This window comes from Pseudomonas sp. SZ40 (genome assembly GCF_052958135.1).
The window spans coordinates 206,149-226,027 of the sequence record NZ_JBQWIF010000004.1 but is presented as its reverse complement, the minus strand read 5'-3'; the positions used below and the strand labels follow the sequence as shown (position 1 = coordinate 226,027).

Here is a 19,879-nt window from a genome sequence, read left to right as displayed (position 1 = left end):
GAATGGTGGTAGCGCTGGAGTGTTGCGGAGTGGCCGCAATCGTTTTCGCGCCGTGGTCGACGCTCCTACGGTCGGCGGAAATGCCGCATTCGTGTGGGTGCCGCGACCTCGCGGCGAATGGTGGTAGCGCTGCGGTCTTGCGGCGTGGCCGCAATCATTTTCGCGCCGGGGGCGACGCTCCTACGGTCGGCGAAAATGCCGCATTAGCGTAGGAGCCGCGACCTCGCGGCGAATGATGGTAGCGCTGGAGTGTTGCGGAGTGGCCGCAATCGCCTTCGCGCCGGGGGCGACGCTCCTACGATCGGCGGAAATGCCGCATTCGTGTGGGGGCCGCGACCCCGCGGCGAATGGTGGTAGCGCTGGAGTGTTGCGGAGTGGCCGCAATCGTTTTCGCGCCGTGGTCGACGCTCCTACGGTCGGCGTGAAGTGCCGCATTAGCGTAGGAGCCGCGACCCCGCGGCGAATGGCGGCCATGCCGCCGTTTCTGCAGGATGGCTGCTATCGATTCGCCCCGAGGTCGGGGCTCCCACGGATCTGAGGGCCCACGCGATCCTGTAGCCGCGACCCCGCAGGCCGGGGGGAAATCACGGCATGGCCGCAACCGTTCGCGCCGCGGGCGACGAGCCTGCGGAGCCCGTGGCGGCTGTTTTCACTTGAGGCTTTCAACCCTGACCGGCACTACGCCGGAGCGGATCATGTCCAGCGACTCCGCCGCCTTTCTAGACACATCGATGATGCGCCCACGCGAGAAAGGGCCGCGGTCGTTGATGCGCACCACCACGCTGCGGTCGTTGTTGAGGTTGGTGACCCTGACCCGGGTGCCGAAGGGCAGCGTGCGATGGGCGGCGGTCATGGCGTTCTGGTCGAAGCGTTCGCCGCTGGCGGTCCTGTTGCCGTGGTGCGCCTTGCCGTAATACGAGGCCTTGCCGTCAGCGCGGTAGTCACCGGGTACACCGCCTCCAAAGCTGCTACAGCCGGCGAGCAGGCTGAACAGCACCAGCAGAACCGATAATCGACGCATTGCTCTTCTCCATTTCCCATACGGCAGACACAAAAACGCCGGGCAACCCCGGCGTTTTCAAATCGCTCAGCCTTCGAGCTTTTTCTTCAGCAGTTCGTTCACTTGCCCCGGGTTGGCCTTGCCCTTGGAGGCTTTCATGGCCTGACCGACGAAGAAGCCGAACATCTTGCCGCGCTTGGCTTCGTCGCTGGCGCGGTACTGTTCGACCTGCTCGGCATTGGCGGCCAGCACCTCGTCGAGCATCTTTTCGATGGCGCCGGAGTCAGTGACCTGCTTGAGGCCTTTCTTCTCGATCACCTCATCCGCCGTTGCGCCTTCACCAGCGGCCAGGGCTTCGAAGACCATCTTGGCGATCTTGCCGCTGATGGTGTTGTCCTTGATGCGCAGGATCATGCCGCCCAGCTGCTCGGCGGAAACCGGCGATTGATCGATCTCCAGGTTGTCCTTGTTGAGCAGGCTGGACAGCTCGCCCATCACCCAGTTGGCCGCCAGCTTGGCATCGCCACAGGTTTTCTCGACGGCTTCGAAGTAGTCGGCCAGCTCACGGCTGGCGCTCAATACGCTGGCGTCGTAAGTGGACAGCGCATATTGGCTTTCGAAGCGCTCGCGTTTTTGCGGCGGCAGCTCGGGCAGCTTGCCGCGCAGGTCGTCGAGGAAGCTCTGCTCGATCACCACCGGCAGCAGGTCAGGGCAGGGGAAGTAACGGTAGTCGTTGGCTTCTTCCTTGCTGCGCATGGACTTGGTTTTGTTGGCTGCTACGTCATACAGAACGGTTTCCTGCACGATTTTGTTGCCAGACTCTATTTCGTCGATCTGCCACTCGATCTCGGTATTGATCGCGCGCTCAATAAATTTGAAAGAGTTGACGTTTTTAATCTCGCGACGGGTGCCGAACTCGGCCTGGCCTTTCGGGCGTACCGACACGTTGCAGTCGCAGCGCAGCGAACCTTCGGCCATGTTGCCGTCGCAGATGCCGAGGTAGCGCACCAGGGCGTGGATCGCCTTGACGTAGGCCACCGCTTCCTTGGCGGAGCGGATGTCCGGTTCTGAGACGATTTCCAGCAGCGGTGTGCCGGCACGGTTGAGGTCGATGCCGCTCATGCCCTGGAAGTCTTCGTGCAGGCTTTTGCCGGCATCTTCTTCCAGGTGCGCGCGGGTGATGCCGATGCGCTTGACGGTACCGTCTTCCAGGGTGATGTCGAGGAAGCCCTTGCCGACGATGGGGTGGTCCATCTGGCTGGTCTGGTAGCCCTTCGGCAGGTCCGGGTAGAAGTAGTTCTTGCGGGCGAAGACGTTACGCTCGGCGATCTCGGCGTCGATGGCCAGGCCGAACTGGCAGGCCATGCGCACGGCTTCGGCGTTGAGCACCGGCAGGGTGCCGGGCATGCCGAGGTCGACCAGGCTGGCCTGGGTATTGGGCTCGGCGCCGAAGGTGGTGGCGCTGGCCGAGAAAATCTTCGATTGAGTGCTGAGCTGAGCGTGGATCTCGAGCCCGATCACTGTTTCCCATTGCATATCTTGATCCTTCCTCAGAAGCCGCTCGGTGCTTGTTTGTGCCAGTCGCTGACCTGCTGGTACTGATGTGCGACGTTCAGCAGGCGGCCCTCCTGGAAGTAGTTGCCGAGCAACTGCACGCCGACCGGCAGACCGTCGACGAAGCCCGCAGGCATCGACAGGCCCGGGATCCCGGCGAGGTTGGCGGTGATGGTGTAGATGTCTTCCAGGTAGGCCGACACCGGATCCGCGTTCTTCTCGCCCAGTTTCCAGGCCAGGTTCGGCGTGGTCGGGCCAAGGATCACGTCGACGTCCTTGAAGGCGGCGACGAAGTCGTTCTTGATCAGGCGGCGGATCTTCTGCGCCTTGAGGTAGTAGGCGTCGTAGTAGCCAGCGGACAGCGCGTAGGTGCCGACCATGATGCGGCGTTTCACTTCTGCGCCGAAGCCCTCTTCGCGGGAGCGCTTGTACAGGTCTTGCAGGTCCTTCGGGTTTTCGCAGCGGTAGCCGAAGCGCACGCCGTCGAAACGCGACAGGTTGGAGCTGGCTTCCGCCGGAGCGATCACGTAATAGGCCGCAATGGCGTGCTGCAGGTTCGGCAGACTGATGTCCTTGACGGTGGCGCCGAGCTTTTTCAGCGCCTCGACCACGGCCAGGATCTTCTCGCCGATGCGGGCGTCGAGGCCGGCGCCGAAGTATTCCTTCGGCAGACCGATGCGCAGGCCGCTCAGGGGCTGGGCGAGGGTGGCCAGGTAATCATCCACCGGCTGATCGACACTGGTCGAATCCTTCGGGTCGAAACCGGCGATGGCGCCGAGCAGCAGGGCGCAGTCTTCGGCGGTGCGGGCCAGCGGGCCGCCCTGGTCGAGGCTCGAGGCGTAGGCGATCATGCCCCAGCGCGAAACGCGACCGTAGGTCGGCTTGATGCCGGTCAGGTTGGTCAGCGCGGCCGGCTGGCGGATCGAGCCGCCGGTGTCGGTGCCGGTGGCAGCGGGCAGCAGGCGTGCAGCCACCGCGGCGGCCGAGCCACCCGACGAGCCGCCAGGTACGCGGGTCAGATCCCAGGGGTTCTTGACCGGGCCATAGTGGCTGGATTCGTTGGCCGAGCCCATGGCGAACTCGTCCATGTTCAGCTTGCCCAGGCTCACGGTCCCTGCGGCGGCGAGCTTCTCGACCACGGTGGCATCGTAGGGGGCCTTGAAGCCGGTGAGGATCTTCGAGCCACAGCTGGTCAGCACGCCCTTGGTGCAGAACAGGTCCTTGTGGGCGATCGGCGCGCCGAGGAGCGAATTGTTTTCACCAGCGGCGCGGCGCTGATCGGCGGCCTTGGCCTGCTCGAGGGCGAGGTCGGCGGTCACGGTGATGAAGCTGTTGAGCTGCGGATCGAGCTGTTCGATACGCGTCAGCAGGCTCTGGGTCAGCTCGGTGGATGAGAACTGCTTGTCGGCGAGTGCGCGAGCGATCTCGGCCAGGGTCATTTGATGCATGGCAGGGCGCTTTCCTTACTCGATGACTTTGGGAACCAGATACAGGCCGCTTTCCACGGCTGGGGCGATGGCCTGATAGGCGTCGCGCTGGTTCGCTTCGGTAACGGCGTCGGCGCGCAGGCGCTGAGTGGTCTCCAGCGGATGCGCCAGAGGCTCGATGCCGTCGGTATCGACCGCCTGCATGCTGTCGATCAGGCCGAGAATGTTGTTCAGGGTTGCGGTGGTGTGTGGCAGTTCGCCTTCACTCAGGCCCAGTCGGGCCAGGTGTGCGATCTTTTCCACCTCGGAGCGTTCAAGCGCCATCGGGTTCTCCTATAAAGGCAGCCACCAGAGGGCTGCCAGTGAAAATATGAGCGGTTGCCATGCACGGGGGGCAGGGAACGGATGCGTCTGGCCGGCGGTCAAAGGCGGCGATATGTGGCTTGGGGCGAGCCTGGTAGCGCATGACAGGGTTTCGCCGCTGTCGCCGCCAGTGTCGAAGATGCCTCAAAGCCGCGGAAAAACAGGCAATCTAACATATTGGTGCCTTGCTCAAAATCCCTGCCGTTGTTAGAGTTTGCCGCACTTTTTTACCTGCGTGTTTTCTTGCGCTGTATCTTTACCCACGCGTTGCCTAGGGTCCCTATCCCATGTTCAAAAAACTGCGTGGCATGTTTTCCAGCGATCTGTCGATTGACCTGGGCACTGCCAATACCCTTATTTATGTTCGCGAGCGCGGCATCGTCCTGAACGAGCCGTCGGTCGTCGCCATCCGTACCCATGGCAATCAGAAAAGTGTTGTAGCCGTCGGCACCGACGCCAAGCGCATGCTTGGTCGTACGCCAGGCAATATCGCCGCCATCCGTCCGATGAAGGACGGTGTGATCGCCGACTTCAGCGTCTGCGAAAAGATGCTTCAGTACTTCATCAACAAGGTTCACGAGAACAGCTTCCTGCAGCCTTCGCCGCGCGTGCTGATCTGCGTGCCGTGCAAATCGACCCAGGTCGAGCGCCGTGCTATCCGTGAATCCGCGCTGGGTGCCGGCGCTCGCGAAGTGTTCCTGATCGAAGAGCCGATGGCCGCTGCCATCGGTGCCGGCCTGCCGGTCGAAGAAGCCCGTGGTTCGATGGTCGTCGATATCGGTGGCGGTACCACCGAAATCGCGCTGATCTCCCTGAACGGCGTGGTTTACGCCGAATCCGTACGGGTCGGTGGCGACCGTTTCGACGAAGCCATCATCACCTACGTACGCCGCAACTACGGCAGCCTGATCGGCGAGTCCACCGCCGAGCGCATCAAGCAGGAAATCGGTACCGCCTACCCGGGTGGCGAACTGCGCGAAGTCGACGTACGTGGTCGCAACCTGGCCGAGGGCGTGCCGCGCAGCTTTACCCTCAATTCCAACGAGGTGCTCGAGGCGCTGCAGGAATCTCTGGCGACCATCGTTCAGGCGGTCAAGAGCGCCCTGGAGCAATCGCCTCCAGAGCTGGCTTCGGATATCGCCGAGCGCGGCCTGGTGCTGACCGGTGGCGGTGCGCTGCTGCGCGACCTGGACAAACTGCTGTCCCAGGAAACCGGCCTGCCGGTGATCGTCGCCGAAGACCCGCTGACCTGCGTCGCCCGTGGCGGCGGCAAGGCGCTGGAAATGATGGATCGCCACACCATGGATCTGTTGTCCACCGAATAAGGCGCACGCCTTTCGCTGCAGCAGTCAGGACGCCGCATGCAGCTCCCGGAAATCAGTCGTCGATGTTTCGGCGCGATGTTTCCGGGAGCGCGGTATCCTGCCATGCGTTGCCGGAGCACCTGGCAAGGGAAAACCACGGACGGCTAGTCCATTCCCTGCGTTCTGAGCCTGATCGGCTGCTGTCCGTGCCCAGGTAGCAACGCGGCTTGCGCTGAAACGTCAACAGACCCTAGCTGCGAGGTAATCGTCATAAAGCCGCTATTCGCCAAAGGTCCTTCGCTCGGTATCCGCCTGTTGGTGTTCGCCGTGCTGTCGTCTGCGTTGATGGTCGTCGATGCTCGCCTGACCGTTCTGCAGTCGGTACGCAGCCAGATTGGCCTGATCGTCGAGCCGGTGTACTGGCTGGGGCGTTTCCCGGTGACCCTGTGGGAAAGCGCGACCCAGGAGCTCAGCTCGCGCAACGAGCTGGCGGCCGAGAACGAGAAGCTCAAGGCCGAGCAATTGATGATGCAGCGTCGCCTGCAGAAGCTGGCCGCCTTGACCGAGCAGAACGTGCGCCTGCGCGAACTGCTCAATTCGTCTGCCCTGGTCGATGACGAGGTGCTGGCCACTGAACTGATCGGTATCGACCCCAACCCCTTCACTCACCGCATTCTCATCGACAAGGGCGAGAAGGATGGTGTCGTGCTTGGTCAGCCGGTGCTCGATGCCCGCGGGCTGATGGGCCAGGTGGTCGAGGTCATGCCGTACACCTCTCGCGTCCTGCTGCTCACCGATACCACCCATAGCATTCCGGTGCAGGTCAACCGCAACGGCCTGCGCGCCATCGCCACCGGCACCGGCAACCCGGAGCGCCTGGAGCTGCGTCATGTCGCCGATACCGCGGATATCCGCGAGGGCGATCTGCTGGTCAGTTCCGGCCTGGGGCAGCGCTTCCCGGCCGGTTACCCGGTGGCGACGGTGACCGAGGTGGTGCATGACTCCGGCCAACCCTTCGCCATTGTCCGTGCCGTGCCGACCGCCAACCTCAATCGCACCCGTTACATGCTGCTGGTGTTCACCGACCCGCGAACGCCGGAACAGCGCGCTACCGAGTCGGCCGAAGCCCAGGAAGAGGTCGACCGCAAGGCGCTCGAAGGCGAAATGCCGTCCGAGGCCATCACGCCGCCTGCCGATGAACCAAGCCCGGCGCCTGCCAACGGTGAGGAGGCCAGCCAATGATCGCTGCTCGCTCGAACAATCTCTGGGTGATCTGGGCCAGCATGGGGCTTGCGCTGCTGCTCAGCGTATCCACCCTGCCGCGCTTCATGGAGATCGGTCGGCCGCTTTGGCTGGCGCTGTTTCTCACCTACTGGGTGCTCGCCGTACCGCACCGTGTCGGCATGACCAGCGCCTGGTGCGTCGGTCTGCTGGCTGACGTGCTCAACGGCACCCTGCTGGGGCAGAACGCGCTGATCCTCACGTTGACCACGTTCATGGTGCTGAGCCTGCATCAGCGTTTGCGCATGTTCCCCATGTGGCAGCAGAGCATGGTGCTGCTGGTGGTGTTCGGCGTGGCGCAACTGGTGCAGTTGTGGCTCAACGCATTGACCGGCAACCGGCCGCCGATTCTGGTGTTCATACTGCCCGCGCTGGTCAGTGCCCTGCTCTGGCCGTGGGTCTGTACCCTGCTGCGTGCCGTGCATCGTCGTCTGGGTGTCAACTGAAACGCGCTGCGGCGCCTGCTTGTGAGACGTCTGCATGGCAACGCTTTACCTGGCTTCCGCTTCACCGCGCCGCAGTGAGCTGCTGACGCAGATCGGCGTTACCTTCACCACCCGGATCGTGCCCATCGATGAAACGCCGCAGCCTGGCGAGGCGCCGGCGGCCTACGTCGAGCGCCTGGCACGGGCCAAGGCGGCGGCGGTGCTCGATAGCCTGCCCGAGCGTGAGGGTGCGGTGGTACTGGGTTCCGATACCGCAGTGGTGCTCGATGGGCGCATCCTCGGCAAGCCTCTCGACCGTCACGATGCGGTGGCCACGCTGACCGCCTTGTCCGGCCGTGAGCATCAGGTGCTCACCGCCGTCGCGCTGATCAGCGACGAGCGCAGCAGCGCACGGGTGGTGACCAGCAGCGTACGCTTCAAAGCGCTCGAGCAGACACAGATCGAAGCGTATTGGGCCACCGGTGAGCCGCGCGACAAGGCAGGCAGTTATGGTATTCAAGGGTTGGCTGCGGTCTTCGTCAGCCAGATGCAGGGCAGTTATTCAGCGGTGGTCGGCCTGCCGTTGTGCGAGACTGCCGAACTGCTCGCGGAATTCGCGATTCCGTGCTGGCAATGACTGCCAGCGCATAACCCAGAGGTTGCAGGCCGCGATGGGCCGGGCTCGACTGAGTCTGCCGCTGCTTTCAGCTTCATCTCAAGCAGAGATGGGCGCATGAGTGAAGAGATTCTGATCAACATCACGCCGATGGAGTCGCGCGTGGCGGTGGTGGAAAACGGTGTCCTGCAGGAAGTGCACGTCGAGCGCACCCAGCGTCGCGGCATCGTCGGCAACATCTACAAGGGCAAGGTCGTGCGCGTGCTACCCGGCATGCAGGCAGCCTTCGTCGATATCGGCCTGGAGCGGGCGGCGTTCATTCACGCCTCGGAAATTTCCAGCCGTGAAGGCAGCGCGGTGGAAACCATCAGCGCGCTGGTGCACGAGGGCCAGAGCCTGACGGTGCAGGTCACCAAGGACCCCATCGGCAGCAAGGGCGCACGGCTGACCACGCAGTTGTCCATTCCCTCGCGCTATCTGGTGTACATGCCGCGCACCAGTCACGTGGGCATTTCCCTGAAGATCGAAGACGAATCCGAGCGCGAGCGCCTCAAGCAGGTGGTCGCCGACTGCGTGGCCGCCGAAGGCATCGCCGAGGCCGGTGGCTTCATCCTGCGCACTGCCGCCGACGGCGCGCGTGCCGAAGAGATCCTCGTGGACATCCGTTACCTGCGCCGCCTGTGGGCGCAGATCGGCGAGCAGATGAAGAGTGCGCCGACCCCCTCGGTGATCTACGAAGACCTCAGTCTGGCCCTGCGCACCCTGCGCGACCTGGTCGGCCCGCGTACCGAGAAGATTCGCGTCGACTCCCGGGAAACCTTCCAGAAGATCACCGGGTTCGTTGCCGAGCTGATGCCGGAGATCTCCGATCGCCTGGAACATTATCCGGGCGAGCGGCCGATCTTCGACCTGCATGGCATCGAAGACGAGATCCAGAAGGCACTGGAGCGCAAGGTGCCGCTCAAGTCCGGTGGCTATCTGATCATCGACCCGGCCGAGGCGATGAGCACCATCGACGTGAATACCGGCGCCTTCGTCGGCCATCGCACGCTCGAAGAAACCATTTTCAAGACCAACCTCGAGGCGGCCACCGCCATCGCCCGGCAACTGCGCCTGCGCAACCTGGGCGGGATCATCATCATCGACTTCATCGACATGGAGGACGAAGAGCATCAGCGCCAGGTGCTGCGCACCCTGGAAAAGCAGCTGGAGCGAGATCACGCCAAGACCAACATCATCGGCATTACCGAGCTCGGCCTGGTACAGATGACCCGCAAGCGCACCCGGGAGAGCCTCGAGCAGGTGCTGTGCGAGCCGTGCAGTCACTGTCAGGGCCGCGGCAAACTGAAGACGGCGGAAACCACCTGTTACGAGATCTTCCGCGAGATCCTTCGCGAGGCCCGCGCCTACCAGCCAGAAGGCTATCGCGTGCTGGCCAACCAGAAGGTGGTCGACCGCCTGCTCGACGAGGAGTCGGGCAACGTCGCCGACCTCGAAGCATTCATTGGACGAACCATCAAGTTCCAGGTCGAAACCATGTACTCCCAGGAACAATACGATGTGGTGCTGCTATAACGGGGCCCGGCCGGGCCGGGGCGTGAACTGAATGGAGCGGCTGGGGCTGGCCTTCGCCGCGCTGCTGCGTTGGAGTCTGGGGCTGTGCGCCCTGGGTTTGGTGCTGGCCGCCTTTTACGTGAGCCTCGGTCGTCAGCTGGTGCCGCTGGTCGCCGAGTACCGGGTAGAGGCGCAAGCCCAAGCCACCCAGGCACTGGGCTTGCCGGTCACCATTGGCGCACTCGAAGGTCACTGGAGCGGTTTCTCGCCATTGCTGACGGTGCGCGATCTTCGCCTTGGCGAGGGTGATCAGGGCCTGGCTCTTGAGCATGTGCGGGTGGTGCCCGACCTGCTTGGCAGTCTGATGGCCTGGCAGCCGCGTATCGCCGAGCTGCAACTCGACGGCCTGAGCCTGACGCTGCGCCAGGACGCGCAGGGCGCATGGCGCGTGGAAGGTCTGCCTCAGCGGCAGAATCAACCGCCGCTGGACATCGCCAAGGTGCTGCGCCAGTCGCAGATGGTCAGCCGCATCGCGCTCTTCGACAGCCAGGTGAGCGTCCAGGCTCAGGATCTGAAACCCTTCAGCCTTACCGCCATCAACCTGAGCCTGAGTAATGGCAGCTCTCGCCAGCGTCTGGATGCCCGCGTGCAACTGCCGGACGGTCAGCCACTCGCCCTGCAGGTGCGTACGCGCATGCAGGCCGAGCACTGGCAGGACATGCGCGCCGAGTTCTACCTCAGTGCACCGCAGAGCGACTGGGCCACCTGGCTGCCGCCAGCCCTGACCCGCGAGTGGCACCTCGATCACTTGCAACTCGGTGGCGAGGCGTGGGGGCTCTGGGACAAGCGCAACCTGCAACGTGCCGTCACCCGCCTGCACGCCCCGCAGTTGGCAGGGCGTTATGGCGAGCGCAAGGCCGTGGCACTGAACGACCTGTCCCTGAATGCTTATTTCGAGCGCAAGGAGGGCGACTTCGATCTGTTGCTCGACGACTTCGCCTTCAGCCGTGGCGACGACCGCTGGGGTGAGGCGCGTATTGCCCTCGGCCATCAGGCGGCCAGTGGCGAGCAGTCGCAGCGCTGGAGTCTGAGCGCCGATCGCCTCGACGTCGGGCCCCTGGTGCCTTTGGTGGAGGGCCTGGCGCCGATGCCGGAAGCTGCCCTGGACCTGCTGCAGACTCTCAAGCCCCACGGTGCCTTGCGCAACCTCAATGCCAGCTTCCGCCCCGAGGTCGAAGGGCCGGAGCGCCTGCAGTTTTCAGCCAATCTGGAGCGTGTCGGCTTTTCCGCCTGGCACGCCTCGCCTGCCGTCGAGAATGGCAGCGGCAGCATCACCGGCGATCTGGGCCAGGGCGAGCTGAAGGTCGACAGCGAAGATTTCTCACTGCACCTCACCACCCTGTTCCCAAAAGCCTGGAAGTACCAGCAAGCCAAGGGCCGGCTGACCTGGACGCTCGACGATCAGGGCTTCACCCTGCGCGCGCCGTACCTGCAGGTGGAAGGCGAGGAGGGCAAGATCGCTGGCGATTTCCTGATTCGCATGCTCAAGGATCCCGAGCGCGAGGACTACATGGATCTGCGTGTCGGCATGCGTGACGGCGATGCGCGGTTCACCGAGAAGTACCTGCCGACGCCAGTGCTCAGTCCGGCCCTGGACGAGTGGCTGAAAACCGCGATTCGCGGTGGCAAGGTGGAAGAAGGCTATTTCCAGTACCAGGGGTCGATCAACCGCAACCCGGATCCTGCCGTGCGCAGCATCAGCCTGTTCTTCGCGGTGCAGGACGCCGAGCTGGCCTTCCAGCCCGGTTGGCCAGCGCTGCACGATGCCCGTGGTCAGGTGCTGATCGAGGACAGTGGCGTTCGGGTGCGCGTCTCCGAAGGACGTATCCTCGACAGCCAGGTGCGTGAGGCCTATGCCGACATCCCTCATGTCGAGGCTGGAGAAACACCGCACCTCAAGCTCAAGGGCAAGCTGCAGAGCAGTGTCGGCGATGGCTTGAAGATCCTTCAGGAAACGCCCCTCGGGGTTGCCGATACCTTCGCCGGTTGGAAAGGCACAGGTGCCCTGAGTGGCGCGCTGGATCTGGATATCCCGCTGCACAAGGGCGAACAGGCCAACGTGGTCGTCGACTTCAGTGCCGACAAGGCGTCGCTGAAAATCAGCAAGCCGGCGCTGGAGCTGAGCGACGTGACCGGAGACTTTCGTTTCGACACCAGCAAGGGCCTTAGCGCACCCTCGATCAGTGCCCGCGCGCTGGGCCATGCGGTGACCGGCAAGGCCATTGCCGATGGCCGGCCCGGTCATTCGCGCAGCCGCATCGAGGCCAATGGCATCATTCCCCTGGCCAATCTCACTGGCTGGCTGGGTGTCAAGCAGCCGTTGCCTGCCCAGGGAAATGTGCCGTATCGCTTGCGCCTGAGTCTCGAGGGGGCGGACAGCCAACTGCGTGTCGACTCCAACCTCAAGGGCCTGAGCATCGGCCTGCCTGCGCCGTTCGGCAAAACCGCCAGCGAGGAACGCTACGCCGACTGGCGCATGACGTTTGGCAGTGGCGAGCAGCGCTACTGGCTCGATTACGCCAATGTCGCCAGCTTTACCCTGGCAGCGCCGCCCGGGCAGTTCAACCAGAGCCGTGGCGAGCTGCGCCTGGGCGACGGCCCGGCGATCCTGCCAACCGCGCGTGGCGTGCGGGTTCGCGGTCGGGTAGCGGAAGTGAACCTGGCGGCTTGGCAAGAGGCCATCAAACCCTACGAGCAGACTTCGCGTCAGGATGCCCAACAACTGTTTACCGATGCCGAACTGCGCATTGGCCGTTTCGAGGGGCTTGGTCAGAAGCTCGACGATCTCGACGTCGGCTTCCGGCCCATCGATGGCGGCTGGTCGCTGAGTGTGGACAGTGCGCTGGCCAAGGGCCGTGTCGACCTGTTCGAGGCCAGTGGTCGGCCTATCGTCGCCGATCTGGAATATGTGCGTCTGCCTGCCGCCAAGCCGAAAACCGCTGATGCGCCGGAGCCCGAGGCGCCGGACCCGTTGGCTGATTTCGATCCGCGGCAGATTCCGGCGCTGGATCTGCGCGTCGCCCATGTGTTCCAGGGTGAAGACGACATGGGCGCCTGGTCGTTGAAAGCCCGTCCGGATGCCCAGGGCGTGCAGTTCAGCGATCTGGATATCAACCTCAAGGGATTACGCCTTGGCGGTGCCATCGGCTGGCAGGGCGTGCCGGGGCAGACGCGCAGCTGGTACAAGGGGCGCATGCAGGGCGAAAAGCTCTCCGAAGTCCTCAAGGCCTGGGGCTACGCCCCCTCGGCGACCAGCGAGAGTTTCCGTCTGGACGCCGACGGGCACTGGCCCGGCTCACCGGCCTGGTTCAGCCTCAAGCGTTATTCGGGCAGCCTCGATGCGGCTCTGCGCAAGGGCCAGTTCGTCGACGTGCAGGGCTCGGCGTCGGCGCTACGGGTATTCGGCCTGCTCAATTTCAATTCCATCGGCCGCCGTCTGCGCCTGGACTTCTCCGATCTGCTCGGCAAGGGCCTGAGTTATGATCGGGTGAAAGGCAATCTGAATGCAACGGATGGCGTGTTCGTCACTCAGGAGCCGATCACCATGACGGGCCCGTCGAGCAATCTGGAGTTGAATGGCACCCTGAACATGATCGACCAGGGCATCGATGCCAAGTTGCTGGTGACCCTGCCGGTCACCAACAACCTGCCGCTGGCCGCGCTGATCGTCGGCGCTCCTGCCATTGGGGGGGCCCTGTTCATCGCCGACAAGCTGCTCGGTGACCGCGTGGCGCGTTTCGCCAGCGTGCAGTACGACGTCAAGGGCACCCTGCACGATCCGCAATTGACCTTCGACAAACCGTTCGAGAAACCCAACTGACCCTGGAGGCCAGCATGTCTTTCGCCGTGATCCAGATGGTCAGCCAGGACGATATCGCCGCCAACCTGCTGCAGGCCCGTCGCCTGCTCGAAGAAGCGGCCTCCAGCGGCGCGCGCCTGGCGGTGCTGCCGGAAAACTTCTCGGCCCTCGGGCGGCGCGATGCCGCCGACCTGGGGCGTCTGGAAGCCAGCGGTCAGGGCCCTGTACTGCCCTGGTTGAAACGCACGGCACGTGACCTCAACTTATGGATAGTGGCCGGCACCCTGCCGTTGCCGCCGGCCAGTCAGCCGAATGGCAAGCCAAGAGCCTGCTCGCTGCTGCTCGACGATCAGGGGCAAACCGTCGCCCGTTACGACAAGCTGCACCTGTTCGACGTGGATGTCAGCGACAGCCGTGGCAGCTATCGCGAGTCGGACGATTACGCCCACGGTGAACAACTGGTGGTCGCCGATACACCCGTTGGGCGTCTGGGTTTGACCGTATGCTATGACCTGCGCTTTCCTGAACTCTATGGGGCCCTGCGTGAAGCGGGTGCCGAGCTGATCAGTGCGCCGTCGGCGTTCACCCGGGTCACCGGTGCCGCCCACTGGGATGTACTGATCCGCGCACGTGCAATCGAAACCCAGTGCTACCTGCTGGCGGCAGCTCAGGGCGGCGTTCATCCTGGCGGTCGGGAAACCTATGGCCACGCGGCCATCATCGACCCCTGGGGACGCAAGCTGGCGGAACGGGCGGATGGCGAGGCTGCGTTGCTGGCCGAGCGCGATATCACCGAGCAGGCGGCTATCCGCGAGCGCATGCCGGTAGTGCGACACAAACGATTTTTCGCTGCGGCGCAGCCGCGGCAGCCTGATGTGGAGACGTTATGAGCGACATGTTGTTGACCGTCAGCGAGCAGATGCTGAGCCCTGGCGGGCTGACCCTGGAGCATTTGCCGGGGGTGCTCGGCGAACTGGCCGGCCCTGGCATCGATGCCGCCGACCTGTACTTCCAGACCCAGGTGTCCGAAACCTGGGTGCTGGAAGATGGCATCGTCAAGGAGGGCAGTTTCAATCTCGATCAGGGCGTCGGCGTGCGCGCCCAGTCCGGCGAGAAGACCGGCTTTGCCTATAGCAATGCGATTACCCCCGATGCCTTGAGCCAGGCCGCCCGCGCCGCCCGTTCCATTGCTCGCGCCGGGCAACAGGGCCGTGTGCAGGCCTTTGCCGCGACCCAGGTAACGCCGTTGTACGCGCCGGAGAACCCGCTGGATGTCCTGGACCGCGCTCAGAAGGTGGAGCTGCTCAAGCGTGTCGATGTGGCTACCCGTGCGCTGGACTCGCGTATCAAACAGGTGACGGTGAGCCTCGCCGGTGTCTGGGATCGCATTCTGGTCGCCGCTACCGACGGCAGTTTGGGCGCCGACATTCGCCCGTTGGTGCGTTTCAACGTCAGCGTGATCGTCGAGCAGAACGGTCGTCGCGAGCGTGGCGGGCATGGCGGCGGCGGGCGAACGGACTACAGTTATTTCCTCAATGAGGACCGTGCCATGGGCTACGCCCGTGAAGCGCTGCGTCAGGCGTTGGTCAACCTCGAAGCGGTTGCCGCTCCGGCTGGCACCTTGCCGGTGGTGATGGGCGCCGGCTGGTCCGGCGTACTGCTGCACGAGGCGGTCGGCCACGGTCTGGAGGGGGACTTCAACCGCAAGGGCAGCTCCAACTACAGCGGCAAGATCGGCCAGCAGGTGGCTTCCAAGCTGTGCACCATCGTCGATGACGGCACCCTGGCGCAGCGCCGCGGCTCATTGAGCATGGATGACGAAGGCACGCCTACCCAGTGCACCACGCTGATCGAGAACGGTGTGCTCAAGGGCTACATGCAGGACAAGCTCAATGCTCGACTGATGGGTGTGGCACGTACCGGCAACGGCCGTCGCGAGTCTTACGCACATCTGCCGATGCCGCGTATGACCAATACCTACATGCTGGCCGGCGAGAGCGACCCCGAGGAGATCATCCGTTCGGTGAAGAAGGGCATCTATTGCGCCAACCTGGGCGGTGGTCAGGTCGACATCACCAGCGGCAAGTTCGTGTTCTCGACCAGCGAGGCGTACCTGATCGAGGACGGCAAGATTACCGCTCCGGTCAAGGGTGCGACCCTGATTGGCAACGGCCCGGAAGCCATGAGCAAGGTGTCCATGGTCGGCAACGACCTGGCGCTCGACAGTGGCGTCGGCACCTGTGGCAAGGACGGCCAGTCGGTACCGGTTGGCGTGGGCCAGCCGACGCTGAAGATCGATGCGATCACGGTCGGCGGAACCGGCGCGTGAAACCGCTACCGGCCTCGAGCCACGCTGCGCGATATCCAGCGCTCGTGGCTTGCGGCGTGTGGCCTGCTGCTGTCTTAACGCAGCCCGCGCTGGGTTTCGTCGAGATCGCGGATGTACTTGAAGATCTTGCGTGACGAGGCGGGAGCCTTTTCCTGAGCCGCTTCATGCTGGGCATGGCGGATCAGCGCACGCAGGTGTTGGCGGTCGGCTTCGGGGTACTCGACGACGAATTTTTCGAGCACTTCGTCGTTGCCGGCGATCAGACGATCACGCCAGCGTTCGAGGTTGTGGAAGCGCTCGTTGTACTGGCGCGTGGAGGCGTCCAGCTGATCGAGGAGCGTCAGGATCGCTTCGATGTCCTGATCGCGCATCAGCTTGCCGATGAACTGCATGTGGCGTTTTTTTGCCGCATTGGCGGTGTGCTTTGGCGATTCTTCCAGAGCACGGCGCAGGCCATCGGTAAGCGGTAGCTTGTTCTGCAGATCAGGCTTGAGGCCTGCCAGACGCTGGCCTAGCTCCTGTAACGCGTGGAACTCACGCTTGACCTGGGTTTTGCTCTTCTCGCCGGAGAAGTCGTCGAGGTAATCAGACATTTTGCGGTGATCCAATGGGAAACGCCGCCATGATAGCAGCAAGTTTCTTGCCGTATGCGCGACCAGAGTCGTTGCCGCTGCGGCTATCGTTCAGGAGTCGTTATGAGTGAAGTGGAAGTAGTCGGGCCGGGTGCACTACCGGGCCTTCAGGCGCAGGTCGAACAGATTCTCGCCGAGGCGAAGAAGCAGGGCGCAAGTGCCTGCGAAGTGGCGGTATCGGTGGAGCAGGGGCTGTCCACCAGCGTGCGCCAGCGTGAGGTGGAAACCGTCGAGTTCAATCGCGATCAGGGCTTCGGCATCACCCTTTACCTCGGCCAGCGCAAGGGCTCGGCCAGCACCTCGGCCACCGGCGAGGCAGCGATCCGCGAAACCGTGGCGGCGGCCCTGGCCATCGCCAGGCATGCATCCGAAGACGAGAGCGCCGGTCTTGCCGACGCTGCGCTGATGGCTCGCGATCTGCCGCAGCTGGATCTGTACCACGCCTGGGACATCACGCCGGAGCAAGCGATCGAGCGTGCGCTGGTCTGCGAAGCGGCGGCATTCGACGCCGATCCACGCATTCGCAATGCCGATGGCACCAGCCTGGGAACTCACCAGGGTTGCCGTGTATACGGCAACAGCCACGGCTTCATCGGCGGCTACGCCAGCACCCGGCATAGCCTCAGTTGCGTGATGATCGCCGAAAGCGACGGGCAGATGCAGCGCGACTACTGGTATGACGTGAACCGTCAGGGCGAGCTGCTCGCCGATGCCGCGAGCATCGGGCGTCGCGCCGCCCAGCGAGCGGTCAGCCGCCTCGGTGCCCGCCCGGTGCCAACCTGCGAAGTGCCCGTGCTGTTCTCCGCGGAACTGGCCACCGGCCTGTTCGGCAGCTTTCTCGGGGCGATCTCCGGCGGCGCACTGTATCGCAAGTCATCGTTCCTCGAAGGAACCCTGGGCGAGCAACTGTTTCCCTCCTGGCTGAACCTCGACGAGCGCCCGCACATTCCCCGTGCCATGGGCAGTGCGGCATTCGACGGCGATGGCCTGGCCACCTATGCGAAACCGTTCGTGGAGGGCGGCAGGCTGGTCTCCTACATTCTGGGCACCTACGCCGGGCGCAAACTGGGTATGCCCAGCACCGCCAACGCCGGAGGGGTACACAACCTGTTCGTCAGCCATGGCGATGAAGATCAGCAGGCGCTGATCAAGCGCATGGGCCGTGGGCTGCTGGTCACCGAGTTGATGGGCCACGGTCTGAACATGGTCACCGGCGACTACTCCCGCGGCGCGGGCGGCTACTGGGTGGAGAATGGCGAGATCCAGTTCGCCGTGCAGGAGGTGACCATTGCCGGCAACCTGCGTGACATGCTCAAGCAGATCGTCGCGGTCGGCAGCGATCTGGAGCTGCGCAGCAATATCCGTACGGGCTCGGTGCTTATCGAGAAGATGACCGTCGCGGGCAGTTGATTCGAGTGGGCGCTGCAGGCGCCCGATCGTCGAGGCGCTGACGTTTTCGTTGCCACTCCTGAAAACGTCAGCGGACTCTGGCTAGCCACGCAATGTGGTGGTGCCCGTCTTTTCACTCCGTTTCCCGAATACTGAACGCAGATGGCGGCGTATTGCCGGCCGTTCGGCCATTTTCTCTTTCTGCATCTTTGCCATTGGGCGCAGCCGCGATGCTGCGCGGCGAGACCAATGGCGCTTCACATCAATTCGGTATTGATTATTCTTTCTATATAGGAATTAATATTATTAGCTTTTAAAAGGTGAGCCATGAGATTTCGCTCGAGCAATACGCCCTGTCTGGATTGTTGGTACTGGCTGGGTTTTCGGATCCGTTGCGGGCTGCTTCCCGATGAACCAAGGCTGCTCGAGTTGCACTGGGCACAGGGGCGACAACTGGTCGAGCATGGCCGCCTGTGCCCCTGGCGGATGTCGCTGACCACCCTGAATCTGCTCATGGATACCGCCTGCGATACGGCGCTGCCCTGGCACTGGCGCAGTGTCTGCCTCGATCACGCCTACCGCTCCCTCTACGCGCTGCAGCACCTGGCGACCAATCGCGATCAGCAACACAGTCTGAATCGCGTTCGCAACCGTCTGGCCACCTTGCGCATGCAGCCCTCTCTTTCGATGTCCGAATTGGCAGAAGGAAATCCCTATGAGTAACACCCGGATAGAACGCGACAGCATGGGCGAACTGGCCGTCCCCGCCGAGGCCCTCTACGGTGCCCAGACCCAGCGTGCGGTCAACAATTTCCCGGTATCGGGGCTGGCCATGCCCAAGGCGTTCATTCGTGCGCTGGTACTGGCCAAGGCCGCCGCTGCCCGCGCCAACGTGGATCTGGAGCAGATCCTGCCTGCCCAGGGCGATGCCATCGTTTCAGCGTGCCAGCAACTGCTGGCCGAGGATTTCATGCGTCACTTCCCGGTGGATGTGTTCCAGACCGGTTCCGGCACCAGCTCCAACATGAATGCCAACGAAGTGATCGCCACCCTGGCCACGGGCATTCTCGGCGAGCCGGTGAACCCCAACGATCACGTCAACTGTGGTCAGAGCAGCAACGACATCATCCCCACCACCATCCATGTCAGTGCCGCCATCGAGGTCAGCGAGAATCTGCTGCCGGCGCTCGGTCACCTGCTCAAGGTGCTCTGCGAGAAGTCTCTCGAGGTGCAACCCTTCGTGAAGACCGGTCGTACGCACCTGATGGATGCCATGCCGGTGCGCATGAGCCAGGTGCTCGATGGCTGGGCGCAGCAAATCCAGGGCAATATCCAGCTGCTCACCAGCCTGCTGCCCGCCCTCCAGGCCCTGGCCCAGGGTGGTACAGCGGTCGGTACCGGCATCAACGCGCATCCGCGATTTTCCGAACTATTCTGTCAGGAGCTCAATGCGCTGACAGGTCGGCAATTCACCCCCGGCACCAACTTCTTCGCGCTGATCGGCTCTCAGGACACAGCGGTGGCGCTGTCCGGGCAACTGAAGACCACGGCAGTGTCGTTGATGAAGATCGCCAACGATCTGCGCTGGATGAACTCCGGCCCACTGGCCGGCCTCAGTGAGATCGAACTCGAAGCGCTGCAGCCTGGTTCCTCGATTATGCCGGGCAAGGTCAATCCGGTGATCCCGGAAGCCACCGCCATGGTCGCGGCTCAGGTCATCGGCAATGACACCACCATCGCGGTGGCGGGGCAGTCCGGGAATTTCGAGCTGAACGTGATGTTGCCGGTGATCGCTCACAATCTGCTCGGCAGCATCGAGTTGCTGGCCAATGCCAGCCGCCTGCTGGCGGATCGTGCCATCGCCAGCTTCAAGGTCAACGAGCCGAAGCTCAAGGAAGCACTAGGCCGCAACCCGATTCTGGTAACGGCGCTGAACCCGCTGATCGGTTATCAGAAGGCGGCGGAAATCGCCAAGAAGGCGTATCGCGAAGGCCGGCCGATCATCGACGTGGCCGAGGAAATGACCGATCTGGGGCGTGCCGAACTGGAGCAGTTGCTCAACCCGGAACGCCTTACCGAAGGTGGTCTGTAATCGTTGAAACCGCCGCGCAGGTCATCTGGCCTGCGCATTTTCGTCTCAGGGCGA

General features: G+C 63.5%; 16 protein-coding genes. 11 read left to right on the top strand and 5 right to left on the bottom strand.

The window, feature by feature from the left end; all coding sequences use genetic code 11:
• Positions 1 to 649 precede the first annotated feature (649 nt).
• From ACT9T4_RS06095 to gatC, 4 genes are all read right to left on the bottom strand, one after another.
• A complete protein-coding gene (locus ACT9T4_RS06095; RefSeq protein ID WP_042554787.1) occupies positions 650 to 1,021 on the bottom strand; it encodes a septal ring lytic transglycosylase RlpA family protein in 372 nt (123 codons plus the stop codon).
• 66 nt (positions 1,022 to 1,087) lie between these two features.
• The gene (gatB, locus tag ACT9T4_RS06090) at positions 1,088 to 2,536 is read right to left on the bottom strand and encodes an Asp-tRNA(Asn)/Glu-tRNA(Gln) amidotransferase subunit GatB (protein WP_042554788.1); all 1,449 of its coding nucleotides are present in this window, start codon (positions 2,534 to 2,536) and stop codon (positions 1,088 to 1,090) included.
• A 14-nt stretch (positions 2,537 to 2,550) separates the two neighbouring features.
• Entirely contained in the window at positions 2,551 to 4,002 is a 1,452-nt protein-coding gene (gatA, locus tag ACT9T4_RS06085; protein WP_042554789.1) for an Asp-tRNA(Asn)/Glu-tRNA(Gln) amidotransferase subunit GatA, read from the bottom strand.
• A 15-nt stretch (positions 4,003 to 4,017) separates the two neighbouring features.
• On the bottom strand, positions 4,018 to 4,305 hold the full coding sequence (gatC, locus tag ACT9T4_RS06080; protein ID WP_042554790.1) for an Asp-tRNA(Asn)/Glu-tRNA(Gln) amidotransferase subunit GatC: 288 nt from the start codon (positions 4,303 to 4,305) through the stop codon (positions 4,018 to 4,020).
• Positions 4,306 to 4,631: 326 nt separating this feature from the next.
• Here gatC and mreB point away from each other — a divergent pair, with 326 nt between their 5' ends.
• The 8 genes from mreB to tldD all read left to right on the top strand — a co-directional run bounded on the left by mreB (position 4,632) and on the right by tldD (position 15,712).
• The gene (gene mreB / locus ACT9T4_RS06075) at positions 4,632 to 5,669 is read left to right on the top strand and encodes a rod shape-determining protein MreB (protein WP_042554791.1); all 1,038 of its coding nucleotides are present in this window, start codon (positions 4,632 to 4,634) and stop codon (positions 5,667 to 5,669) included.
• A 285-nt stretch (positions 5,670 to 5,954) separates the two neighbouring features.
• The gene (gene mreC, locus ACT9T4_RS06070) at positions 5,955 to 6,890 is read left to right on the top strand and encodes a rod shape-determining protein MreC (RefSeq protein ID WP_042554792.1); all 936 of its coding nucleotides are present in this window, start codon (positions 5,955 to 5,957) and stop codon (positions 6,888 to 6,890) included.
• A complete protein-coding gene (gene mreD / locus ACT9T4_RS06065) occupies positions 6,887 to 7,375 on the top strand; it encodes a rod shape-determining protein MreD (RefSeq protein WP_042554793.1) in 489 nt (162 codons plus the stop codon). The genes mreC and mreD overlap by 4 nt, the downstream gene beginning before the upstream one ends.
• Before the next feature lie 34 nt (positions 7,376 to 7,409).
• Positions 7,410 to 7,991: a Maf family protein gene (locus ACT9T4_RS06060; protein ID WP_499116063.1), complete on the top strand. Its 582-nt coding sequence runs from the start codon at positions 7,410 to 7,412 to the stop codon at positions 7,989 to 7,991.
• Positions 7,992 to 8,087: 96 nt separating this feature from the next.
• Positions 8,088 to 9,545 carry a ribonuclease G gene (gene rng / locus ACT9T4_RS06055; RefSeq protein WP_042554795.1) on the top strand — a complete coding sequence of 486 codons (1,458 nt, stop codon included), beginning with the start codon at positions 8,088 to 8,090 and terminating at the stop codon, positions 9,543 to 9,545.
• Positions 9,546 to 9,576: 31 nt separating this feature from the next.
• Complete coding sequence (locus ACT9T4_RS06050) at positions 9,577 to 13,404, top strand: YhdP family protein (RefSeq protein WP_499115979.1); 3,828 nt, start codon at positions 9,577 to 9,579, stop codon at positions 13,402 to 13,404.
• Between the two features lie 14 nt (positions 13,405 to 13,418).
• Positions 13,419 to 14,273, top strand: a complete 855-nt coding sequence (locus ACT9T4_RS06045; protein ID WP_042554797.1) for a carbon-nitrogen hydrolase family protein — start codon at positions 13,419 to 13,421, stop codon at positions 14,271 to 14,273.
• Positions 14,270 to 15,712, top strand: a complete 1,443-nt coding sequence (tldD, locus tag ACT9T4_RS06040; protein WP_499115977.1) for a metalloprotease TldD — start codon at positions 14,270 to 14,272, stop codon at positions 15,710 to 15,712. The genes ACT9T4_RS06045 and tldD overlap by 4 nt, the downstream gene beginning before the upstream one ends.
• Positions 15,713 to 15,786: 74 nt before the next feature.
• On the opposite strand, the gene yjgA is transcribed toward tldD, so the two are convergent.
• Positions 15,787 to 16,305 carry a ribosome biogenesis factor YjgA gene (gene yjgA / locus ACT9T4_RS06035; protein ID WP_042554799.1) on the bottom strand — a complete coding sequence of 173 codons (519 nt, stop codon included), beginning with the start codon at positions 16,303 to 16,305 and terminating at the stop codon, positions 15,787 to 15,789.
• Positions 16,306 to 16,407: 102 nt separating this feature from the next.
• On the opposite strand from yjgA, the gene pmbA reads away from it, so the two are divergent.
• The 3 genes from pmbA to ACT9T4_RS06020 all read left to right on the top strand — a co-directional run bounded on the left by pmbA (position 16,408) and on the right by ACT9T4_RS06020 (position 19,825).
• Positions 16,408 to 17,754 carry a metalloprotease PmbA gene (gene pmbA, locus ACT9T4_RS06030; protein WP_042554800.1) on the top strand — a complete coding sequence of 449 codons (1,347 nt, stop codon included), beginning with the start codon at positions 16,408 to 16,410 and terminating at the stop codon, positions 17,752 to 17,754.
• 306 nt (positions 17,755 to 18,060) lie between these two features.
• Positions 18,061 to 18,456: a FagA protein gene (locus ACT9T4_RS06025; protein WP_231570190.1), complete on the top strand. Its 396-nt coding sequence runs from the start codon at positions 18,061 to 18,063 to the stop codon at positions 18,454 to 18,456.
• Entirely contained in the window at positions 18,449 to 19,825 is a 1,377-nt protein-coding gene (locus ACT9T4_RS06020; protein WP_042554802.1) for a class II fumarate hydratase, read from the top strand. The genes ACT9T4_RS06025 and ACT9T4_RS06020 overlap by 8 nt, the downstream gene beginning before the upstream one ends.
• Positions 19,826 to 19,879 lie beyond the last annotated feature (54 nt).

What these genes read in the sequence shown, in the direction of transcription:
- ACT9T4_RS06095 (WP_042554787.1), bottom strand. Translation starts at nt 1,021, where the DNA reads ATGCGTCGATTATCGGTTCTGCTGGTGCTGTTCAGCCTGCTCGCCGGC.
- gatB (WP_042554788.1), bottom strand. Translation starts at nt 2,536, where the DNA reads ATGCAATGGGAAACAGTGATCGGGCTCGAGATCCACGCTCAGCTCAGC.
- gatA (WP_042554789.1), bottom strand. Translation starts at nt 4,002, where the DNA reads ATGCATCAAATGACCCTGGCCGAGATCGCTCGCGCACTCGCCGACAAG.
- gatC (WP_042554790.1), bottom strand. Translation starts at nt 4,305, where the DNA reads ATGGCGCTTGAACGCTCCGAGGTGGAAAAGATCGCACACCTGGCCCGA.
- mreB (WP_042554791.1), top strand. Translation starts at nt 4,632, where the DNA reads ATGTTCAAAAAACTGCGTGGCATGTTTTCCAGCGATCTGTCGATTGAC.
- mreD (WP_042554793.1), top strand. Translation starts at nt 6,887, where the DNA reads ATGATCGCTGCTCGCTCGAACAATCTCTGGGTGATCTGGGCCAGCATG.
- ACT9T4_RS06060 (WP_499116063.1), top strand. Translation starts at nt 7,410, where the DNA reads ATGGCAACGCTTTACCTGGCTTCCGCTTCACCGCGCCGCAGTGAGCTG.
- rng (WP_042554795.1), top strand. Translation starts at nt 8,088, where the DNA reads ATGAGTGAAGAGATTCTGATCAACATCACGCCGATGGAGTCGCGCGTG.
- ACT9T4_RS06050 (WP_499115979.1), top strand. Translation starts at nt 9,577, where the DNA reads ATGGAGCGGCTGGGGCTGGCCTTCGCCGCGCTGCTGCGTTGGAGTCTG.
- ACT9T4_RS06045 (WP_042554797.1), top strand. Translation starts at nt 13,419, where the DNA reads ATGTCTTTCGCCGTGATCCAGATGGTCAGCCAGGACGATATCGCCGCC.
- tldD (WP_499115977.1), top strand. Translation starts at nt 14,270, where the DNA reads ATGAGCGACATGTTGTTGACCGTCAGCGAGCAGATGCTGAGCCCTGGC.
- yjgA (WP_042554799.1), bottom strand. Translation starts at nt 16,305, where the DNA reads ATGTCTGATTACCTCGACGACTTCTCCGGCGAGAAGAGCAAAACCCAG.
- pmbA (WP_042554800.1), top strand. Translation starts at nt 16,408, where the DNA reads ATGAGTGAAGTGGAAGTAGTCGGGCCGGGTGCACTACCGGGCCTTCAG.
- ACT9T4_RS06025 (WP_231570190.1), top strand. Translation starts at nt 18,061, where the DNA reads ATGAGATTTCGCTCGAGCAATACGCCCTGTCTGGATTGTTGGTACTGG.
- ACT9T4_RS06020 (WP_042554802.1), top strand. Translation starts at nt 18,449, where the DNA reads ATGAGTAACACCCGGATAGAACGCGACAGCATGGGCGAACTGGCCGTC.